The following is a 21,268-nucleotide window of genomic DNA, read 5'->3' as shown; positions in this document are numbered from 1 at the left end:
CCAGAGAAAACAAATTGTATTTCTCTGGAACGGTCTTTTTAGTTTTTGGTCTTTTTAGTTGTTGGTCTTTTTATTTTGCCATGAACATATCGTAGTAAGTGTCCATGATTTCTTTTGCAATGACTAGATTCATATGATCTTTTTCATCTAATAAGTTCGGTAGAACGACACTAATTGCAATTTGTGGGTTATCACTCGGACCATAGGCCACGATATTACTATTTACTGTGGTAATATCTGGATGACCTTCAGCTACAGTTTCGGCTGTACCAGTCTTAGCAGACAAATCCATTTTTGCACTAGCTAAAGGTTTAGCTGTCGTATACGCATCTGTTCCATGAACAACTTGATGGAATCCTTCACGAAGGATCGACATATCTGCTGGAGAAATATCAACGGTATCTTCGACTTTTGTTTCCAGCTCTTTTTTCACCGGACCAAGGTTCCCATTTTCATCATTTCCATAGATTCCCTTGACTAAACGAGGTTGGATTCTCTTACCACCATTGGCTACAGTTGAAGCATACTGCGCTAATTGGATCGGTGTATAGGTATCAAACTGACCAAAAGCTAAGTCAGTAAAGTTACCTGGTGTGTACCATTGAGCACCATTATCTGCATTAAATTTCTTCATAAAATCAACAGAACGAGAAATCCCTGGTGATTCATTTGGTAGATCAATCCCAGTTTTTGTTCCTAAACCAAACTGTTTGAACGCTTTACGTAATTCTTCATAGGCTTTTGACTCTTCATTTAGTGAAGGAAGTCCCATATTTGGTGTATATTCCAATCCCAGCATTTTCAACGCAACTTTGATCATATACGTATTCGATGATAGTTCAAGTGCTTTGACTGCATTGATTGCAATACGCCCGCTTCGATTAAAGACCGAACTCTTTTCAGAAGAGCCTTGTAATTTGATTGGCTCATCGACTAACACTTGGTTACCTGAGATCACATTCGTTTGCCAACCAGCAGTTAACGTACCTGCTTTGACTACTGACCCTGGTGTAAAGGCACTAGTAATATTCCCCAAAGCATTTTCTGTCAACTCTTTGGACCCTTCTTGGTGGCTAAATCCTGTCATAGCCAATATCTCACCGGTTTGTGGATTCATCGCTACTGCATACGCCCCTGGCGAATAAGTTGCTTTTCCACTATCCACTAATTTTTGGTAGTTTGTCTTTAAGATATTTTCGACTTTGGCTTGGAAATCAGCGTTAAGAGACAACATGAGGTTGGACCCTTTTTCACCAGAAAAGATTTCTTTTTGATTCGTTACATTCCCATTACTATCGAGGGTTACTTCATATTGGGTTTTTGTTCCTTGTAAAACATCTTCATATTGCTTTTCAAGGTAACTTTGTCCCACACGATCATTACGAGAATAGCCTTTAGCTAAGTATTCATCTACTTCATCAGCTGGTAAACCTTGTTTTTCTGTTGTCACACTACCTAAAATACTTTTGATTGAGTCAGCAGCCGTGTATTGACGTGTCCAGTCGGTTCCTGTGGATACTCCAGGTAGTTCTGAAGCATGTTCGGAAACAACCGCTAATTCTTGATCAGTCACACCTGAATTTTTGATAAATACCGTGTTCAACTCATACGCGCTATTCATGCGTTTAAAAATTGTCGCGATTTTTAATTGTTCTTCATTGAAGTTGATTTCACTATCAGTTACTTTGTCAACTAACGCTTTGTATTGATCGCTGGAATCAAGTTGTTTTTCCTTTGCTGTTAAGCGTTCCGTTGCTTCTTTCAAATGCTTAGGATCAGCTAACCAAAAGTCTTTTTTATCTCGTTCAGTTAAATTTTCATCAACTGGCACATTGATTAATTGATTTAGTCTTGTCGCTACTTTAAGCAGATCCTCTGCCGTCATTTTTGTTCCTCTGGTGAAAGTAATTGCTTGATTCGCTTGGTTCGTCACCAATGGTTTACCTGTCGAATCGTAAATCATCCCCCTCGGAGAACTGGTTTGGATCGTTAGCGTCGATGATGATTTCACTTTGGCTTCCATTGCTTCGCCATTAACGATTTGTAGATAACCTAATCGTGCAATCAATGCGACGAATAATGTAAATATGATGAAAAAAAGAAAATTCAACCGAAAAGGGACATGGGAACGTCGAAATGTTTTGTTTTTCGGCTCTTGTGCACCTTTTTTCAATTTATCCATCCATGAATTGTTTAATAGTTTTTTCATAAACTCTCTCATCATTCCTATCTTTTTCCTACTTACTGTTATGTTTCATTGTACCTAAATTTCTTGAAATAAAAAAGAAGAAACGAAAATCACTAATAAATTCTTTAACTTATTTCAAGTTGATATTCTTTTTTTGTTTCACAGGATAAAATCGTGTCAAGTTTTCAAACAATTCAAACCTTTAAAAAATAAAGTTTTTTATTTAATTTATCATTTTCTTATCGTGAAACACAACAAATGATATTTTTACTGTGGAAAACTTTTTATAATGCTCTTACCGTTTTGAACCAAAGTATCCTTTAATTACTTGTCTGGTTTCACGAACTTTTTCCTTCAACTGTTCATTCTTTGTCATATATAAATAAAAAATAATATCGATAGTAACAAACTGAGCCAGCAAAGAATTTGTAGCAGCGCTTCGATTGGTAATTTCCTTTGGACGTGAGGTTTGTACAACAACATCCGCCAACTTACTTAAAGGATTATTTCCAAATTGCGTTAAAGCAATTACCTCAATGCCTAAATCTTTTGCGATTTCTCCAACTGCTACGACATCCGCGCTACTACCAGAATTGGAGACTAACCATAATACTTTTTTGGTTTCATTGCTTACTAATTGAGGAAGTAAAACATGGATATCTTTTTCAAAAATAATGGGTTTGCCTACTCTAGACCATTTTTGCAAAATGTCTTCCACCACTAAAGATGAAGCGCCCACGCCATATAAAAAGACTGTTTCAGCACTTTCCAGGGTCTCAACCACTTCTTGAATTTTTTCTTCATTTAAAATGTCCACAGTTTCTTTGATTGCCACTTGCGCATTATTTCCCAAAATGTGTTTGATCGAATAAAATGATTCGTTTGGGTGAATATCACTGAAGCCTTCAACGATACCGGTTTGTAACTCGGTCGAAATATTTATTTTGAAGTCAGTCAAACTTTGAAACCCAATTTTTTTGGAAAATCGGACAACTGTGGGCGCACTTAACCCAGCAGCTTCTGCTAACTCGTTCGCAGTCATCGTGGGAATTTTTTCTACATTTTTGATGATATAATCAGCGAGCTTTTTTTCAGTTGAAGAATACTCCTCCATCATGCTCTCAATACGGCTAATAACGCTCATTTGTCTCACTTCCTTTTTCTCTTCCAGTCTAGCTAAGTATACCATATCCCACTAATAAGATCGTGACGTCTGACAAGAAATTTTGTCATCATCTGTAAATAAATGTTGGAGAAAAAGTATGAAGCTAAAAAATAATTGATGAGGTTCGGCTACAGCAATAGAGCCCAAGGCAAGCCTTGGACTCTTAGATAAAAGATTAATTTTTCAAGAAGAATGGACGATTGCAGCTCCTGGTTATCCTATCATTCATATGATAGTTGCACTCTTTATCATGAAAATTTTGTTGTCTCACGTTGAATACTCTTGATAGAAGTCACGAGTATTGAACTCCAATTTATAAATTGATGTCATGAAATAACTTTTAGAGTTGGTGTTCCGCATGTGCTGCTCCTAATTGATTCCTAGAAGTTGAGAAGTTCATAGCATTTTGGATTTTCTCACTTATTCGTGCTAGTCTTTCTTCTTTAGTATTCTCGAATGGTTGTATTGATCGACTGAAAAGTTGTTCTGGCATATCATTTCTATTTGTCGATCTTGCTAATATTTGTTCCATTGTTAACAACACTTGTTTTTCTTCATATTTTTCTTGCTGTATTTTTTCTACTACTATTTTATTTAGGTCTTGATTCCTCATTTTTTGGCTATTGGAATATAACAGTCGGTTGAAAAACTGCTTAAACAAATTTTTTCTGAGACCAAGTTTAGTCTGCTCTTCATTTCTTTGTTTCATTTTGATTTTCGTTATAGGTAAAATATTCTCCATTTCAGTCTTAGCACGAGGAGCTATTTCGATTTGATTCGTAAAATTACTTTTATGAGGAATCAAAGTTGTTTTGAACGCACGAATTTTTGTTGCCATTCTTTTCCGATCGTTTCTTATGTAACTGATCATTTTTATTCTGAAAGAGCGGTCAAGTTTATGGATTTCCTGGTAAGTATTATTCAGTACTTTCTCAAGCGTAGAAAAATCTCGCCTAATCAATTCCAACATTCGTTTAGCGGGACCAACGGACTTCGAATTTTTTTGATTCGTGGATTTATGTTGACTCCTTTGTTTAATCGCATGTTCAATTTTTACGATTAAATTTACTGCTAAGTTCTTTTTTTTATGATTGGCTTGTTTTGACTGCATTTCGTTTGTTTGCTCGCTTAACTCATTTTGAGCTACGTTATTTCCTTTTTTATTTAGCCTTTTATTTGTAAAAAAAGTTCCCATTTTCAACCCTCCTTTTTTCCTTTTCAACCTAATAATAGCATAAGATGAAAGGCTTGCTTATTCATCTTTTCGTAATTTCAGAAAAAAAGATTCTCATTATCGCTTTGTTGTTTCAAATTGCACGCTTTAGCTTTAACTCTTAAAAAGATATGGGAGAAGCGTAACAATCCGCTTAGTAAAAAACCGATGGTATCAAAAATCGTTTTCGATTTTCGACACCATCGGTTTGATCTTACATTCTAGGGTAGTCAGGTCACTTTTTCGACTATTGAAATTAACCTTGTCTACTATAATTTTGGACTTCAGCAACCATCGCATCAACGAACATGTTGAGATCTTCTACTGAAGTTTCTTTGCTTCCATATCGGCGAATATTGACCGTTGCATCAGCTACTTCTTTATCACCAACGACTAGTTGATATGGTATTTTTTGTGTTTGTGATGCACGAATCTTATAACCCATTTTTTCATTGCGGTCATCTACTTCAACACGTAGACCTTTCATTTGTAGACGTTCCTTGATTTCATAAGCATAGTCACTATGCGCTTCAACTGAAACAGGAATGATTGTTGCTTGGATTGGTGCTAACCAAGTTGGGAAAGCTCCTTTGTAAACTTCAGTTAAATAAGCAACAAAACGTTCCATCGTTGAAACGATCCCACGGTGGATAACTACTGGACGATGTGTATTTTCGCCATCTTCACCAACATAAGTTAAATCAAAGCGTTCTGGAAGCAAGAAGTCTAATTGGATCGTTGATAATGTTTCTTCTGTTCCTAAAGCTGTTTTGACCTGAACATCCAATTTTGGACCATAGAAAGCAGCTTCTCCTTCTGCTTCGAAGTAATCCAATTCCAATTCATCCATTGCGGCTTTTAACATCACTTGCGCTTTTTCCCACATAGCATCATCATCAAAATATTTATCCGTGTTGTTCGGATCGCGATAGCTCAAACGGAAACGATAGTCTGTAATGTTGAAGTCAGCGTAAACTGCGACCATCAATTCCAACGTACGTTTAAACTCATCTTTGATTTGATCAGGACGTACAAAGGTATGCCCATCGTTCAATGTCATTTCACGAACACGCTGTAAACCTGATAGCGCACCTGATTTTTCATAACGGTGCATCATGCCTAGTTCAGCGATACGGATTGGTAATTCGCGGTAGGAATGGATCGCATTTTTATAGACCATCATATGATGCGGACAGTTCATCGGACGAAGAACTAACATTTCACCATCACCCATATCCATTGGTGGGAACATGTCTTCTTGGTAATGATCCCAGTGACCTGATGTTTTATACAATTCTACATCTCCCATGATTGGTGTGTAGACATGTTGGTAACCTAAGCTGATTTCTTTATCAACGATATAACGTTCAATTGTTCGACGAATCGTTGCACCTTTAGGTAACCAGAATGGTAAGCCTGAGCCAACTTGTGGTGATACCATAAATAGATCTAGTTCTTTTCCTAATTTACGGTGGTCTCTTTCTTTTGCTTCTTCACGTAGACGAATAAATTCTTTTAAGTCTTTTTTATCAAAGAATGCTGTCCCATAGACACGTTGCATCATTTGATTGTTTGAATTTCCACGCCAGTAAGCTCCAGCTACAGATAATAGTTTGAAGACTTGGATACGACCGGTTGATGGGACATGTGGTCCACGGCATAAATCAATAAATTCTCCTTGTTGATAAGCAGTGATTACTTCCTCATCTGGTAATTCACTGATCAATTCTACTTTATAAGGATCACTTGCAAAGATTTCCAGAGCTTCTTCTTTAGAAAGAACTTTACGTTCGATCGGTAAGTTTTCTTTCACGATTTTCATCATTTCTGCTTCGATTGCTGGAAGATCTTCGGCACTGATTTGGTTTTCACCGTTGTCTGTGTCATAGTAAAATCCTGAATCGATTGCTGGTCCGACACCGAAATGGATATTTGGGTACAAGCGTCTCATAGCTTGTGCCATCAAATGTGCGGTTGAGTGACGTACCAATGCTAATGCATCTTCGTGGTCAGGTGTAACGATCTCGATTGATGCATCTTCTTCGATGCCACGATTCAAGTCAATCAATTGACCGTTCACTTTACCGGCTAATGCTTTTTTAGCTAAACTTTTGGAAATACTTGCAGCAATCTCAGCAGTCGTGATTCCCGCATCAAACTCTTTCACTGCGCCATCTGGAAAAGTAATTTTTATCATTAAAATAGCCTCCTTTGATTTTTTGATTGAATGAGTTGACACCAATAAAAAAGTCCCAGCACCTCATAAAAGAGATACTAGGACGAAAGATTCGTGGTTCCACCTAATTTCGAACGTTTACACGTTCCTTGAGCGTTATAACGGTACGACCGCCTTTGTTTCAACAAAGGTTTCGAAAGTGGTCATCCTTTGGTTTTCTTCTGGAAAAGTTTCAGCCTGGCTTTTCCTCTCTTATCGAAGACTCTCAAATTCAGTTGTCTTTCTCATCAATCAACTATGTGTTTATTTAACCACTAATAAAAAGAAAAATCAAGTGTGGGTGTGACTTATTTTTTCCATTCACCATTTACACCATAAGTGCCTTTTTTCATTTCATTGATAATCACATGGATATGTTCTTTTGGTGCTTGGGTATTTTTATGAACAGCTTCTGTAATATCTTTCATCATATTTTCTAATTGTTCTGGACTACGTCCTTCAACTAGTTCTACGTGTACAAATGGCATTGTCTCGTCTCCTTTTAATGATTGCTATCTTAAATGTAAGTGGTCTTTTCAACCCTTCTTCTATGCTATGATCATACCGCAAAAAAAGCAAAGAGAAAAGGTCTTTTCTGATGTTACGTGTGGGATCGCTCATTTTTAGCCCGCAACGCACTTAAAATCGAAACAGTGTCTACCACTTCTTGGAGAACCGCTCCAAACAAAGCGGGGATTACACCCGTACTAGCAACCAGCATTAAAAAAACACAAATAAAAATACCGATTAAAACAGATTGTTTCGCTACTTTCATCGTATCTCTGGAAATCGTTATAGCAGTAGCAACTTTTGTCAAATCATCTTTTAGTATCACCGCATCAGCACTTTCGCTAGCTGCCGTTGATCCGTGTGCGCCCATGGCTATTCCAACATCTGCGATCGTCAAAGCTGGAGCATCGTTGACCCCATCGCCCACCATCGTTACGGGACGTTCACTTTCGGGAATACTCTCAAGGATATTCAATTTGTCCTGCGGCAAACAACGAGCATGAACAGCCGTGAGCCCAACCTCCTTTGCAATTGATTCAGCGATAGCCGGTCCATCCCCTGTGATCATCATCAAATCCGCTACACCCATTGTTTTCAATTGTTCAATCGTTGCTTGTGCTTCTGGACGCAGCACGTCTGAAAATAAGATCGTACCCGAAAAATGGTCATCAATTGCAACATAGATAGCTGTTTTAGTAGATTGGCTTTCTTTGGCACCGACAAATGAAGCTCTGCCAACTTTAACGAAATGTCCATCTACTCTAGCTTGTATTCCTTGCCCCGTGATCTCTTTTAATTCATTCACTGGCAATAACTTTTCGTTATCGACTTCATGGACTAGTGATCGGGCTAAGATATGACTTGATTCTTGTTCAGCACTTGCCGCATAGACCAAGAGCGTTTCTGATGTTACACCAGCTTCTGGATGAATACTTGCTACTTCGAGGACCCCTTTAGTGATGGTACCCGTTTTATCAAATGCAACTGTCTTGGTTCGTGCTAATTTTTCCACAGCAGTTCCTGTTTTGATGACGATTCCGTTTTTACTTGAACGACTCATTCCAGCCACTAAAGCAATCGGTGCAGCTAAAATCAAAGGACAAGGTGAAGCAACAACGAGAACTTCTGCGAAACGAACAGGATTCTTCGTGACCCACCAGGAAATACCTCCGATTAAATAAGCGATCAATGTAAAAGGCACCGCATAGCGATCCGCTAAGCGAACAAAATGAGCTGGTTTTTCTTTTGATTCTTCGACCAATTTAATAATTTGTTGGTATTGACTATCAGCTGCTCTTCTTTCAACGATCATTTGAACGGAACCGTCCCCATTGACTGAGCCAGACATCAGTTCATCGCCTGCTTTTTTTAATACAAGTTTGGCTTCACCCGTTAATGAAGACTCATCAAATTGCGACTCACCTTTCACTACCTTTCCGTCAACGGGCACTAATTCTCCTGGTTTCACCACTAATAAATCATTGATCTCAACAGCTTCTACTGGAATATCTTTCAATTGGTCATTCATCAATTGATGCGCTGTGCGTGGTGTATTGTCCAATAACGTTTGCAATTCTCGACTAGCTTTTTTATTGGCATAGTCTTCCAAACTGTCTCCGCCAGTCAACATGATCAGGATCATCAAACTAGCCCAGTACTCTCCTACCACTAATGTCGCAACAATCGCTGTAATAGCAAGAATGTCCACACCATATTTACCTGAACGTAATGTTTTAATCATCTCAATAAACATAAAGAAAGCCAAAATACCACCCGTGATCGCGATAATCAGAAATGCAAGTGTGGGTCGTTTAAAAATAAATTCGCAAATAAGTGCCGTCATTCCTATCAAAACGGTGATTGAAAACTTTTTAAAATGTGTCATATTGTTCACTCCCTACAATTTTAGGATACTGACTTAGAACTAGAATGAAAACTATTTACACTTAACTGAAAACAACTCTCACTCTCATTGATTTTCTTCTTTCACTTTCCTTCAAACAAATAGTCAAAGATACCTTTTTCTCACTTTTTGTGCTATACTTTTAATTCGTTATTTACGGCGGAAGGAGTAATATACGCAATGAATGAAAGACAACTAGAACAACAACACGTGGATGAAACCATTCAGTTGATCCAGCTTGAACAAAAGCTATTAAACACTAAACAACAATCTCTTACCCAAGAGATGCAAGATTCTACGAAAGACACCGCCAGCCATAAAATCAGAGGTGGGTCTAATGAATCCTTTTATGAATCAGCTGTCGAATACCGCCAACATGAGCAAGAATTGCTTTTAAAATACCATACGCTTGAATCGCAGCAAAAAAGGCTCCAAACGTTAACAGTTATGGAAGACAACCCTTACTTTGCCCGAATCGGTTTTAAAGAAGAAACAGATGCAGAGACACTTTATCTAGGAATCGCTTCTTTAAGAGATCTCTCTGAAGAAACAATCGTAATCGACTGGCGTGCCCCAATTGCTAACCTTTATTACGAAGGGGAAATTGGACCAGCCTTCTATGAAACAGATACTGAAAAAATCAATGTTGAATTACTGCTGAAACGTCAGTTTAAAATCTTAGACGGAAAAATTATTTCGATGGTGGATACTTCTGAAGTGATCAACGATGATTTCTTACTAGAGATCCTAGACGATACCTCAAGTGCGCATATGAAAAATATCGTCTCTACGATCCAAAAAGCCCAAAATGCCATTATTCGTGATACAACAAGTCAAGTGATGTTGATCGAAGGAATCGCTGGTAGTGGAAAAACATCCGCTTTATTACAACGGATCGCCTTTTTACTTTATCACAATCGAAAATGGTTAGATGCCGAGAACGTTTTACTTTTTTCTCCTAATCATCTTTTCTCTGACTATATTTCGACTGTTTTGCCTTCTTTAGGTGAAAGTGGTATACCTACGCAAACCTTCAAGTCTTATTTGGAACAGTTATTACCTGAATTTTCATTGTTAGAAGAAGAGCAACAAGAAGTTGGTTTTTTATCTGGAGACAAGGACCCGATCCAAACCTTCAAAAGCGGTCTTCAACTAATCCATCAGATTGATCGTTATATCGATCATATTACTGGTTTTGGTCCCTTGTTTAGAGATATGAAAATTAACGGTCGGACGATTTTAGCAAAAGAATCGATCCGCAAATGGTATCAAGAAACCAATGAACTCTTACCGTTACATCAACGTCTCTCCTTGTTGCAAACAAAATTATTAAAAAAATTGGGTGGACTCCAAAAAGATGAGATGCGTCAAAAATGGGTCAAAGAATTAGCAGAAGAACAATTGCAAGACTTATATGCGAATGATCCGAATCTTGAGTATACGGAGCAAAAAGAACAGTCTTTACGGAAAAAACTAGCGAATCAAATCGTGAAGAAAAGATTTCGTCGAATCTACCGCGGAATCAATCAGTTTCAATTTGTCAATTTGACCAAACAATACCTTCACTTTTTACAAAACGTACCTCAGGCGCTGTTGGCTAAAAATGACATTAGCGCAACGATGTGGAACGATCATTCAGCCTTATTAAAAGAGAAGCTTCGTCAACGAGAACTACGACAAGAAGATGCAGTATTATTCTTCTTGCTGATGCGTCGCATCCATCCAGTGTCTGTGATGCAAAAAGCTCGCTATATCTTTATCGATGAAATGCAAGATTTCGCTCCCGCTCAGGTAGCTCTTTTACAAGCGATCTATCCAAAAGCTAATCTCACTTTTTGTGGTGATCTAAATCAAAATGTTTTCGGCAATGAAACGATTACTGGCTCTTTGGATCAACTATTTAAAGACCAAGAAATCACACACTTCCAGTTAACGACCAGCTATCGTTCAACAAAAGAGATCACGGATTTTGCGAATCATTTTCTTACTGAGGAAAATCAAGTAGAAACGACGGCTCGCAAAGGTACGCTTCCTTCTATCGTGAAAGGTTCCTCCTTAGAAGAACGATTAAATTGGTTAAAAACTACGCTTGAAACGACTCAAGAAAATACCCGTTACTGGCGTACCGCAATCATTGGTAAAACACAGACTGAGTGTGAACAACTCTATGAACAGTTGCCCGAATACTTAAAAGATCGTGTCCAATTGATTTCTGATGAAACAGATTTTATGAAACGACAAATCGTCCTACTACCAGCATTCTTGGCAAAAGGGCTCGAGTTTGATCGCGTTTTCTTATGGGGCATCGATGATACAAACTTTGCCACTGACCGAGATCAATTAGTTCTTTACACCATGTGTACAAGAGCCATGCACGAACTCGTTTTAGTTACTTCTGAATCTGAAAGTCCTTTGATTGAATCCATGGACCCAGCGTTATATACCACTATCAATATATAAAAATAAAGGGTTGTGACAAAATTTTTGTCACAGCCCTTTATTCTTAATAAACGGTGTTAAAGAAGTAGCTTCAAAAATAAGAAGCTAACCACTTAGTCACAACCTCGCCTTTTAAACAAATGATTCAGTATCTGGATACTTTAATTTAACTAATGAAATAATCATTCGCAATTCTTCTATATTTTCAGGATACTCAGGATCAAAGACTTTACTATGACGCCCAATCCCCCCGTTATCTATCAGCCGATAAATTCGATTCCAATCAATAAACTGTTCGATTGATCGGAAGTTACTGATCGGATAGCCTCCACTATCAAGGATTTCTGATAAACGAAAAGCTAGATAAGCACTGTCGATCACTTTTACTTTTTTAGAATCATATTTTTCATTTTTTTCAATTAAGATTTTTGTTGGTTGATGTTTTAAGCTCCATTCTAACAAACGAAAGAAAGCTTCCATACGATAATTTTCTTCAAATAATCGAAAGGTTGAATCTGAACGTCTAAAAAGTAAAGGGATTAAATAATTTCTTTTGTAAATCAACATGGGGACGCGATCAACCATACATTCCAAATAGCGATTAAGGTAACCAGTACCTACGTAATTTCCTAAACGATAACCTTCTACACCATAATGGGCATATTTTTTTGCTAATTTTGAACAGTCTGTGATATTCACAGCTAACTCTTCGATCTTTTGGTAACCGCTTAAAATACGTTCAAAAGGCTCTAAACTAATTTTTGCTTCCATAAAATTTCCCCGCCTACATCCACATTCCTATGTATCATTTTTCCAATAATACGTCTATATCAATAATAACACAGGACGAAACAGAATAAAAAATAAAACATACGAAAAAAAGATAAAATCATTGATTCGTCATAAACTACTGTTTTTTCAGAACGAATGATCTTCTTTTAAGCGTAAAAAAATAGTCTGAGAGACGAATCGTCCCAGACTATTAGCAGGTGTAAAAACGAAAAACGGATAAATCGCAAGTCGGAAGCTATCCGATGCTTTCACAACCTTCATTCGTTTTTATCGTTTAGTCTTCCAATGCTACATTATGGAAAACATGTTGAACATCTTCCAATTCTTCCAACGCATCAATCATTTTTTCAAATGTTTCTTGGTCTTCTGGTGAAAGTGTCACTTCATTTTGAGGAATCATTTGGATCTCAGCAATTGAAAAATCAGTGATTCCTTTTTCTTTCAATGCTTCTTGGATACTGTGGAAGTCAGCAACTTCACCATAAACGATGATTTGTCCATCTTCTTCCATGACATCACGTACATCAATCTCTTTATCCATCAAATATTCAAGGATCTCATCTGCATCATCGCCAGCAAAACCAAAAATCGCTGTATTGTCGAACATGTAAGAAACAGCTCCAGAAACACCCATATTTCCGCCGTTTTTACCAAAAGCAGCACGTACATCAGCAGCTGTACGGTTCACGTTGTTTGTTAAGGTATCAACGATGACCATTGAGCCATTTGGTCCGAATCCCTCATAACGTAATTCAGAATAAGTTTCATCTCCCGCACCTTTTGCTTTTTCAATTGCACGGTCAATAATATGTTTAGGTACATTATAAGTTTTCGCGCGTTCAATGACGAAACGTAGTTTTTGGTTAGCGTGTGGGTCTGGATCACCTGATTTTGCTGCTGCATAGATTTCAATCCCGAATTTTGCATAAACTCGGCTATTATTTGCATCTTTTGCGGTTTTTTTCGCTACGATGTTTGCCCATTTACGTCCCATATTCTCACTTCGCTTTCTAATTTTGATCGTTCATTTCTGATAGTGGTTAAGCACAAAAACGTCCTGTTCCATTATACTTGTGAATCTGGATTCTGTGAAGTATTTTTTCTAAATCTAGTCATTTTTTAGGGAGGTGTTTTCTTGTATGATCGATTATAGTCGTCTCTTGGAATAGCTACTCAACAAGCTAGACAAAGAATTTTTTACAAAGCGACATATTCAAAATATTGAACTAAACTTTCATTCAGATTAGTCATTTCACTTTGTTCCCACCAACCAGGTTTATTTCGAAACATAAGGTCTTCTTCCAAAATTTTGTTCAGGTATCGCCCCACCGAGTTGATAGATTTGATCACTCCGAACCAAAAGGTGTGCCAATTCTGCTTCTTTTTTGCCGATTTTTGAGATCAAAGGTATCTCTTTCTTTTCTTTTAAAAACTGTTGTCCTGCCTTGGTGAATCCTAAAATATTCAAGTAACATTTAGCTTGTTGGTCATGGATTTCCTCATGATGGATGTTCAATAATACGTAACAAGCTAAACGTTGGATTCTCGTCCAAGTATATCTTTTCGTCTTGGCTAAAGTGACAAATTCCTCGAAAGAAGTGGCTTTCTTCGCAGCCGATTGCATTCTCACTTCAAGTCCTTCCGTCATCTGATAGATAGTTTTCAAATTGGCTAGCTCCGTAGAAAGCAAACGATAACGTAACAAGGGCCAGTAATTCGCCCATGTTTGTTGCGAACCTGCTTCGATCATCGCTGCGGTGGCAGCAGGTATAAAATTCGTTACGGAGCGTTGTTCACTGAGCGCTTTGCGAATAGCGGTCGCACTTGCGATGGAGGAACTGCTCCATTCTTCATCGTGATAACCAGCACTTTTTCTGGTAATCGGTACTAATTTCATTGGCTGGGCATACTGGGCATTTTCTTTCGCATAGCTTAACCCTAAAATGTGATTAGGAGAAGAAAAATCGAGAGCGATTTCTGGATAAAGTGTGTTGAACACTGCTGTCATCTTCTGCGGATAGCTCATTCCTTGATCAGATAAACGTTGAAATTCACGGTCAATCCTTAATTGGTTTTGCTGTACAAATTTCCCAAAAGCTTCGTAATTAAATGTCGACTCTTCTTCTGTACCAAAACAAAGATGTGTACAGCCGAGCATCTGTAATAATCGGACAGCGCCTTTGGCAAAGTAATCTGCTGATTGCACAGACCATTCTATCGGTAGTTCAATGACCAAATCCACTCCGTTTTGGAGGGCAGCAGTTGCTCTGGACCATTTGTCGATAATTGCAGGCTCACCACGCTGTAAAAAATTTCCACTCATCACTGCTATCACGATATCTGCGCCCGTTTGTTCACGAGCCATTTCCGCATGGTAGCGATGCCCATTATGGAAAGGATTATATTCAACAATAATGCCACAAATTTTCATCGCATTTCCTCCGTTTCTTAATAGGAATAAAACAAACAGTTCATTCTTTCGGTCAATCCTAAAATGATCAATTTGGTTTTTAACTGTAAAAAAATAAGCAGGAGAAATCGAAAAATCGTTTCTCCTGCTTTTCAAATGACGCTTCAGCTTATTTTTAATCAAGATATTTCTAAAGTGTTTTTTTCGTTTTTTAGCAGAAAAACGTCACTATTTGGCGCAGACTTTGTTGATGATTTACTCGTCTTTGCCATTATTCGTTACTTTTATACTATTATAATACTATCTGAAACAACGCGATTCACGGCAGTTTTTTTTTGCGATTACACCTCGCGATAAGGTAATGTTTCGTATTCAACAAAAGACTTTTTTCGTGTCCTATTCCTTATATGCCACAAAAAAGAGACGTTTTGTATCTTCCTTTGGTTGTTCGTCGGTGAAATCACCAAATGCTTCTACCTTAGAAAAACCACTATTTTCTAACATTCTTAAATAATTATCCAAAGAATAAGTTTGCTCTTGATGCAGTTCGTCTTCTCGAATAAACTTACCTGCTTCTTCGGGATCTTCCACGAAGAAAGTCAAGAAATGTTCAATACTATGCTTTTCCTTACCTGGGTAGCTATCCCATAAAAAGGCAAACTGATCATTTTGATAATGGTAACTGTATTCAGGAAAAACCGTGTCGATTTGATAGATAGAATGAACATCGAATATAAAACGTCCATTTTCTTCCAACGCTTGATACACTTCGTCAAATACTTGCTGCACTTCTTGTTCATTCTTCATATAGCACAAAGAATCTGAGAAACAAGTGATTGCTTGGTATTGACCAATTTCTGACAGATCAAGCATGTTTCCTTCAACAAATTGGATTGGTGTTTCCTCTTCAAACGCACGTTGGCTAGCAATCATCAACATCTCTTCTGAAAGATCTAACCCTGTGACATGGTACCCAGCTTTAGCAAAGGCAACAGCTAGAGCACCTGTTCCGCAAGCTAATTCTAAAATATTACATGTTTCACTTGGTAAGTGTCGTTTTGAGAAATCTAACCATTGTTGATATAAGGTTTCATCCATTACCTCATCATAAACGAAAGCAAATGTTTCGTAAGCCATATTAATCGATCCATTCATTTAGGTCAACAAGTGGTGCATCTGACCATAATTTTTCTAAATTATAGAAACTTCTTTCTGGCGCATGGAAAACATGGATAATCAGATCTCCTAAGTCGATCAGGATCCATTTTCCGCCTTCTTTTCCTTCGATACGTTTTACTTCGTAATTGTTTTCTTCTTCTTTTTCAATGATTTCTTCTGTAATTGCATTTAGTTGTCGTTCACTGTTTGCCGAACAAATCATGAAGTAATCTGCTAGTAAAGATACTTCTCTCACATCTAAAGCAACGATATCTTCTGCACGTTTTGAATCGGCAGCTTGCACTGCAATTTGTAGTTGTTCTTTGCTATTTATAGTAATTTCCTCCTAATGGGTAGAGATTATTTTTTAGCTACCCAATGATTATATGTTTCAATTGTTTTTGGATAAATCTGTTGTTCTTGTTCAATCAAGTGAGCTAATGTGTGCTTTGTCTCAAAAGCTACCGCTTCGTCTAAATCAAGCAACGCTATTTCACGCGCATCTTGGACTCCAGGAAACGAACGACCAGGTTCAATATAATCTGCTACATAGATGATTTTATCTAATAAAGACATTTCAGCCGCACCAGTGGTATGAACCCGAATGGCATGAAGGATCTCTTCATCTGTGATACCAAGCTCTCTTTCAACAAAAGAGGCGCCAACTAAACCATGCCAAATCGCATTTCCATAATGAAGAAGCGCTGGGTCATAGCCATCTCGCTTGATAACTAAAATAAATTCATCATCAGGCCGTTCTTTCGCATAATCATGTGTCAAAGCAGCAATACTAGCTTTTTCTAATGAACAGCCGTATTTGCCGGCAAGGGCAATCGCCGTCTCTTCCACCCCAAGAACATGCTTGAAACGTCGTTCACTCATTCGCATTTGGACTTTTTGCATCAACTCTTCTCTTGAGTAAGTTGTGTATTTATTACTATAGTCCATCTTGATATAGCCCTTCTTTCTCGATATACTCAATGACCTTATCAGGTACTAGATAACGAACGGAACAACCTTGCTGGATCTTCTGCCGTATTTTAGTTGAGCTGATATCAATGGTTGGCACATCGACCCAAATCACTGGGTAAGGCGTTTCGGTTGAGTAACCTGCTCGACGAATACCAACAAAATTGACCATTGTCACTAGTTCATCGATTTTATACCATTTTGGTAGATATTCTACCATGTCGCCACCGATAATAAAATAGTAATCGGTATTAGGGTTGTTTTGTGTCAGAGCTTTCATCGTATCATAAGTATAGCTTTTGCCTTTTCGAGATAACTCGATCGGTTCAATAGCTAAAAAAGGATTATCTGCTATCGCAAGTTCAAGCATGTTTAAGCGATGATTGGCAGCGATTGTCGTTTTTTCATCCACATGTGGTGGTTGATAAGAGGGCATTAGATAGACCTCATCCAACCCTAAATTTTTCCCTGCCTGTTCTGCCATAACTAAGTGTGCCAGGTGAACTGGATTAAAAGTACCACCTAAAATCCCCACCTGTTTGCGTTTTTCAAAAATTTGAGGCATCTCTTGAGGAAATACTTGAGATTCGACAAAAGCTTCCGCTTGCGATTTCATATTAACCACTCCTTAAATTGCGTTTACTTCTTTAGAGATACGTTGATATTTTTCCTTTGAAGAGGGTTTGTATAATACAAGAACTCGTCCAATGATTTGAACAACTTGACATCTGACTGTTTCTTCTAAAATACCAGCTACCTCTTCAGGAATCTCATCGGTATTTTGTAATAACGTTACTTTGATTAATTCACGTTTTTCCAGCGCTTCTTCAATCTGAACCATTATGGCAGAATTGATTCCACCTTTACCAATTTGAAAAATCGGTTGTAAGTGGTGTGCCTGGCTTCGTAAAAATCTTTTTTGTTTTCCTCTTAAAGTCATATTCTTCCTTCTTCCTTAAATCAAGGCCTTTCGTTTCATCACATTCACACCTTTTGGCGCCCAACCTGCTACGACTGCCGGTTGTGTCACTGTGATCCATCCTAAGCCAGCAAATACGATATCTGTTTTTTCTTTTACCGAAAATTCAAAACGAACCAATTCGGGAAATTCATTTACTTCATCGGGACGAGGTGGTTGTAATAATCCACCGACGTGTTTCACATAAAATTCATCGGCTTTTGCTAATTTCGTTCGATGAATAGTGACATCATTTGAAACATAAGCAATAAATGAACCGCGTTGCCCACTGATAAAATCAAACCTTGCTAAACCGCCGAGAAAGAGTGTCTGTCCTTCATTCAATTGGTATCCTTTAGGCTTGATTTCTTTCGTTGGTGCAATGATCCTTAAATCTTTTTTTCCAAGATAATGCGCCATTTGATGTCGATGGATAATCCCAGGAGTATCAATCAAGAAGTGCCCATCATCTAAAGGAATCTCGATCTTATCTAAAGTTGTCCCTGGAAATTGAGAAGTCGTAATCACATCTTTGACACCTGCTGTGTTCTTGATGATTTGATTGATCAATGTCGATTTACCGACATTTGTCACACCAACGATATAGACGTCACGACCTTCACGATACTCTTCGATTTTTTTGAGTAGATTTTCCATTTCATTCGCTTTTTTTGCGCTTGTCAATAATACTTCAACCGGACGCAATCCAGCTTCATGTGCACGCTCTTTCATCCATTGGATCATTTTTGGTTTCTTCAGTGATTTAGGTAAAATATCCACTTTGTTTCCGACCAAGAGCACCGGGTTATTACCTACAAAGCGATGTAGTCCAGGGATCAAAGAACCATTAAAATCAAAGATATCGACAACATTGACGATCAAGGCATCTTCTTGTCCTAGTTCATTCAGCAGGCGCAAAAAATCATCATCTGTCAGTGAAACATCTTGGATCTCATTATAATGTCTTAACCGGAAACAACGTTGGCAATAGACCTCACCTGATTCTAGTCCTTTTTCTAATGCTGCTTTTGGTGTATACCCTAATTCATTAGGATGGTCGGTTTGGATCGTTGCTCCACACCCAATACACTGTAGTTCTTCGTTCATTCAATTCCACCTCGCCAGCCCATATCAGGATTGTGTGCTAATAAATAGGCCATGATTTTGCGTTCCCAAAAACGATTGAATCGTGTTTTCCAACTATCCGTTTCAATAATTGGTTTAACCAAGATACTTCTGATACCCGAACGATTAGCTGCTCGGATATCTGTCATGATTTGGTCACCGATCATCACAATTTCATCATCTGAAAGATTCAACATTTTTTTTGCTCGATTCATTCCTACGGCTAAAGGTTTTAATGCCCGAGCAACATACGTCAATTCAAATTTATCGATCGCTCGTGCTACTCGTTCAGAGCTATTGTTTGAAACAACCACTACTGGAATACCAGCATTTCTCATTTCTAAGATCCAGTCGAGTAATTCCTCTGTCCCATCAGGATTGTTCCAAGCGATCAACGTATTGTCCAAGTCAGTCAAAACTGCTTTAATCCCTAAGTTTTTTAATTGTACAGGGGTTATCTTGTAGATGGCATCGACCATCCATGTTGGTTTATATTTTGAAAACATTTTGTCTCCTCATCTGCAAAAAATGAAGGAGCACGAAATGTACTCCTCAGCCCTATATTATACTTCATTCTTTCCAAAAAAACTACCTCTACACCTGAATCCTTCTGAATAAACAACTATTAACCTGAAATGATGAACAGACCGAAGTTACCAAACACTTTTAAAAGAGAAGAAATCATCCGTTTGACTACACTGATAAAATAAAAACTCTCCAAACACGAGAAACTGTTTCGAGAGTTTTCATTCGATTTTTTATTCTTTGGATGTTACTGACTTTTATAATATTTTGGATAAAAATGCGACTGTTCGTGGATGACTGGTTTGTTCAAAAATAGCCGTCGGTGTACCTTCTTCAAGAATGGTTCCTCCATCCATAAATAGAACTCGATCACTGACTTCTTTTGCAAAGCCTATTTCGTGAGTCACAATGATCATAGTCATCCCTTCACGAGCTAATTGCAACATGATTTCTAACACTTCTCCGACCATCTCCGGATCAAGAGCTGAAGTCGGCTCATCAAATAGCATGACGTCGGGTTGCATGGCTAAAGCTCTCGCAATGGCGACCCGTTGTTGTTGCCCCCCAGATAAAGACTGAGGATAAGTATCGGCTTTTTCTAGCAGACCTACTTTCTTTAGCAGATCTCTAGCAATCTTTGTTGCTTCTTCTTTTGATTGCTTTTTGACTTTGATTGGTGACAAAGTGATGTTTTCTAAAACCGTCATATTAGGGAATAGATTAAACTGTTGGAAAACCATTCCCATTTTTTCTCTTGTTTTAAAAATATCATTTTGCTTGTCGGTAATTGTCATTCCTTCAAACTTGATTTCACCAGAAGTTGGTATCTCTAATAAGTTGATGCATCTTAGTAAAGTGCTTTTTCCCGAGCCTGATGGCCCTAAAAGTACCACGACTTCTCCTGGATAAATTTCAGCGGAAACGTCTTTCAGTACTTCCTGTTCACCGAATTTTTTATTTAAATGTGTAATTTTGATCAATGATTTGGCCATCTATTTTCACCCTTCATCCTTGGTATCCTTTACCTAATCTTTTCTCCCAGCGATTTAGTAACCGAGAAGTAGCAAACGTCATGCTGAAATAAACGGCTGCTGCTATAAAATAAGGCTCTAATGGAACATACGAATTGGATATGACGATTTGCGCCGCTCCCATCAGTTCATTGATTCCGATCGCAGTCAACAGGGAAGAATCTTTAATCAACGTAATAAATTCATTGCCTAAAGGAGGCAAAATATTTCTTAATGCTTGTGGTAAAATCACGTAACGCATCGTTTGTGCTGGACGCAACCCTAATGAATAGGAGGCTTCTGTTTGACCGTTGTTCACTGCCAGGATCCCCCCACGGATGATCTCTGCCACATAGGCACCGGAATTTAAAGATAACACGATCATTCCTGGAAGCAGGCGGCCAAGATCAACAGTTAAAACACCTACTTCTAGATCTTTTGAAGGAAAAAATCCTTGAAGCAATAAAAAGCCGATCATGATTTGTAGAAGCATCGGTGTTCCTCGTAACACTTCGATATAGACATTAGCTAAAACATTCAACGGTTTCTTTTTGGACAATTTTAGTAACGCCATAAGTAAACCGATACCCGTTCCCAAGATCACTGTGACGACCGAAATCATGATTGTTATTCCTGTACCTGATAAAAAATAAGGGAAATATTTATCTAAAAAAGAAAAATCCACTCT

General features: G+C 38.0%; 19 protein-coding genes. 1 reads left to right on the top strand and 18 read right to left on the bottom strand.

Annotation, left to right across the window (positions count from 1 at the left end; translation table 11 throughout):
* Positions 1-70 precede the first annotated feature (70 nt).
* The 6 genes from AB3I42_RS02705 to AB3I42_RS02680 all read right to left on the bottom strand — a co-directional run bounded on the left by AB3I42_RS02705 (position 71) and on the right by AB3I42_RS02680 (position 9,176).
* Entirely contained in the window at positions 71-2,224 is a 2,154-nt protein-coding gene (locus tag AB3I42_RS02705) for a penicillin-binding protein 2 (protein ID WP_181914578.1), read from the bottom strand.
* Positions 2,225-2,483: 259 nt separating this feature from the next.
* A complete protein-coding gene (locus AB3I42_RS02700; RefSeq protein WP_010719648.1) occupies positions 2,484-3,332 on the bottom strand; it encodes a MurR/RpiR family transcriptional regulator in 849 nt (282 codons plus the stop codon).
* A gap of 361 nt (positions 3,333-3,693) precedes the next feature.
* A complete protein-coding gene (locus AB3I42_RS02695; RefSeq protein ID WP_010738123.1) occupies positions 3,694-4,548 on the bottom strand; it encodes a hypothetical protein in 855 nt (284 codons plus the stop codon).
* A gap of 274 nt (positions 4,549-4,822) precedes the next feature.
* Positions 4,823-6,763 carry a threonine--tRNA ligase gene (gene thrS / locus AB3I42_RS02690; protein ID WP_010738124.1) on the bottom strand — a complete coding sequence of 647 codons (1,941 nt, stop codon included), beginning with the start codon at positions 6,761-6,763 and terminating at the stop codon, positions 4,823-4,825.
* Positions 6,764-7,089: 326 nt separating this feature from the next.
* Positions 7,090-7,269: a 2-hydroxymuconate tautomerase gene (locus AB3I42_RS02685; protein ID WP_002287649.1), complete on the bottom strand. Its 180-nt coding sequence runs from the start codon at positions 7,267-7,269 to the stop codon at positions 7,090-7,092.
* A 113-nt stretch (positions 7,270-7,382) separates the two neighbouring features.
* A complete protein-coding gene (locus AB3I42_RS02680) occupies positions 7,383-9,176 on the bottom strand; it encodes a heavy metal translocating P-type ATPase (protein WP_010719651.1) in 1,794 nt (597 codons plus the stop codon).
* A 198-nt stretch (positions 9,177-9,374) separates the two neighbouring features.
* Here AB3I42_RS02680 and helD point away from each other — a divergent pair, with 198 nt between their 5' ends.
* Positions 9,375-11,654: an RNA polymerase recycling motor HelD gene (gene helD, locus AB3I42_RS02675; protein ID WP_181914580.1), complete on the top strand. Its 2,280-nt coding sequence runs from the start codon at positions 9,375-9,377 to the stop codon at positions 11,652-11,654.
* A gap of 111 nt (positions 11,655-11,765) precedes the next feature.
* Here the strand turns inward: helD and AB3I42_RS02670 are convergent, their stop codons facing one another.
* The 12 genes from AB3I42_RS02670 to AB3I42_RS02615 all read right to left on the bottom strand — a co-directional run bounded on the left by AB3I42_RS02670 (position 11,766) and on the right by AB3I42_RS02615 (position 21,265).
* Positions 11,766-12,404: a hypothetical protein gene (locus AB3I42_RS02670; protein ID WP_010719653.1), complete on the bottom strand. Its 639-nt coding sequence runs from the start codon at positions 12,402-12,404 to the stop codon at positions 11,766-11,768.
* Between the two features lie 295 nt (positions 12,405-12,699).
* A complete protein-coding gene (locus AB3I42_RS02665) occupies positions 12,700-13,419 on the bottom strand; it encodes a YebC/PmpR family DNA-binding transcriptional regulator (protein ID WP_010719654.1) in 720 nt (239 codons plus the stop codon).
* A 282-nt stretch (positions 13,420-13,701) separates the two neighbouring features.
* Positions 13,702-14,856, bottom strand: a complete 1,155-nt coding sequence (locus tag AB3I42_RS02660; RefSeq protein ID WP_081125029.1) for a nucleotidyltransferase — start codon at positions 14,854-14,856, stop codon at positions 13,702-13,704.
* Positions 14,857-15,231: 375 nt separating this feature from the next.
* A complete protein-coding gene (locus AB3I42_RS02655) occupies positions 15,232-15,972 on the bottom strand; it encodes a class I SAM-dependent methyltransferase (protein WP_010719656.1) in 741 nt (246 codons plus the stop codon).
* Position 15,973: 1 nt separating this feature from the next.
* Positions 15,974-16,297 (bottom strand): ribosome silencing factor, encoded by a 324-nt coding sequence (rsfS, locus tag AB3I42_RS02650; RefSeq protein ID WP_010719657.1) that lies wholly within the window; start codon positions 16,295-16,297, stop codon positions 15,974-15,976.
* 56 nt (positions 16,298-16,353) lie between these two features.
* The gene (gene yqeK, locus AB3I42_RS02645; protein ID WP_010719658.1) at positions 16,354-16,941 is read right to left on the bottom strand and encodes a bis(5'-nucleosyl)-tetraphosphatase (symmetrical) YqeK; all 588 of its coding nucleotides are present in this window, start codon (positions 16,939-16,941) and stop codon (positions 16,354-16,356) included.
* Positions 16,931-17,578, bottom strand: coding sequence for a nicotinate-nucleotide adenylyltransferase (locus AB3I42_RS02640; RefSeq protein ID WP_010738127.1), 648 nt, complete (start codon positions 17,576-17,578; stop codon positions 16,931-16,933). Before AB3I42_RS02640 ends, yqeK begins: the two co-directional genes overlap by 11 nt.
* A 12-nt stretch (positions 17,579-17,590) precedes the next feature.
* The gene (gene yhbY / locus AB3I42_RS02635) at positions 17,591-17,902 is read right to left on the bottom strand and encodes a ribosome assembly RNA-binding protein YhbY (RefSeq protein ID WP_131773197.1); all 312 of its coding nucleotides are present in this window, start codon (positions 17,900-17,902) and stop codon (positions 17,591-17,593) included.
* 15 nt (positions 17,903-17,917) lie between these two features.
* Positions 17,918-19,027, bottom strand: a complete 1,110-nt coding sequence (yqeH, locus tag AB3I42_RS02630) for a ribosome biogenesis GTPase YqeH (RefSeq protein ID WP_010738128.1) — start codon at positions 19,025-19,027, stop codon at positions 17,918-17,920.
* Positions 19,024-19,551 carry a YqeG family HAD IIIA-type phosphatase gene (locus AB3I42_RS02625; RefSeq protein ID WP_368022240.1) on the bottom strand — a complete coding sequence of 176 codons (528 nt, stop codon included), beginning with the start codon at positions 19,549-19,551 and terminating at the stop codon, positions 19,024-19,026. Before AB3I42_RS02625 ends, yqeH begins: the two co-directional genes overlap by 4 nt.
* A gap of 276 nt (positions 19,552-19,827) precedes the next feature.
* Positions 19,828-20,562: an amino acid ABC transporter ATP-binding protein gene (locus AB3I42_RS02620; protein WP_010738129.1), complete on the bottom strand. Its 735-nt coding sequence runs from the start codon at positions 20,560-20,562 to the stop codon at positions 19,828-19,830.
* Between the two features lie 13 nt (positions 20,563-20,575).
* Positions 20,576-21,265 (bottom strand): amino acid ABC transporter permease, encoded by a 690-nt coding sequence (locus AB3I42_RS02615; RefSeq protein ID WP_010738130.1) that lies wholly within the window; start codon positions 21,263-21,265, stop codon positions 20,576-20,578.
* Positions 21,266-21,268: the final 3 nt, after the last annotated feature.

The sequence above is a fragment of the Enterococcus sp. C53 genome, assembly GCF_040887425.1.
GTDB classification, from domain to species: Bacteria; Bacillota; Bacilli; order Lactobacillales; family Enterococcaceae; genus Enterococcus_B; species Enterococcus_B hirae.
Note: the sequence above shows the minus strand (reverse complement) of the source record. Positions and strands in the feature narration are given on the sequence as shown.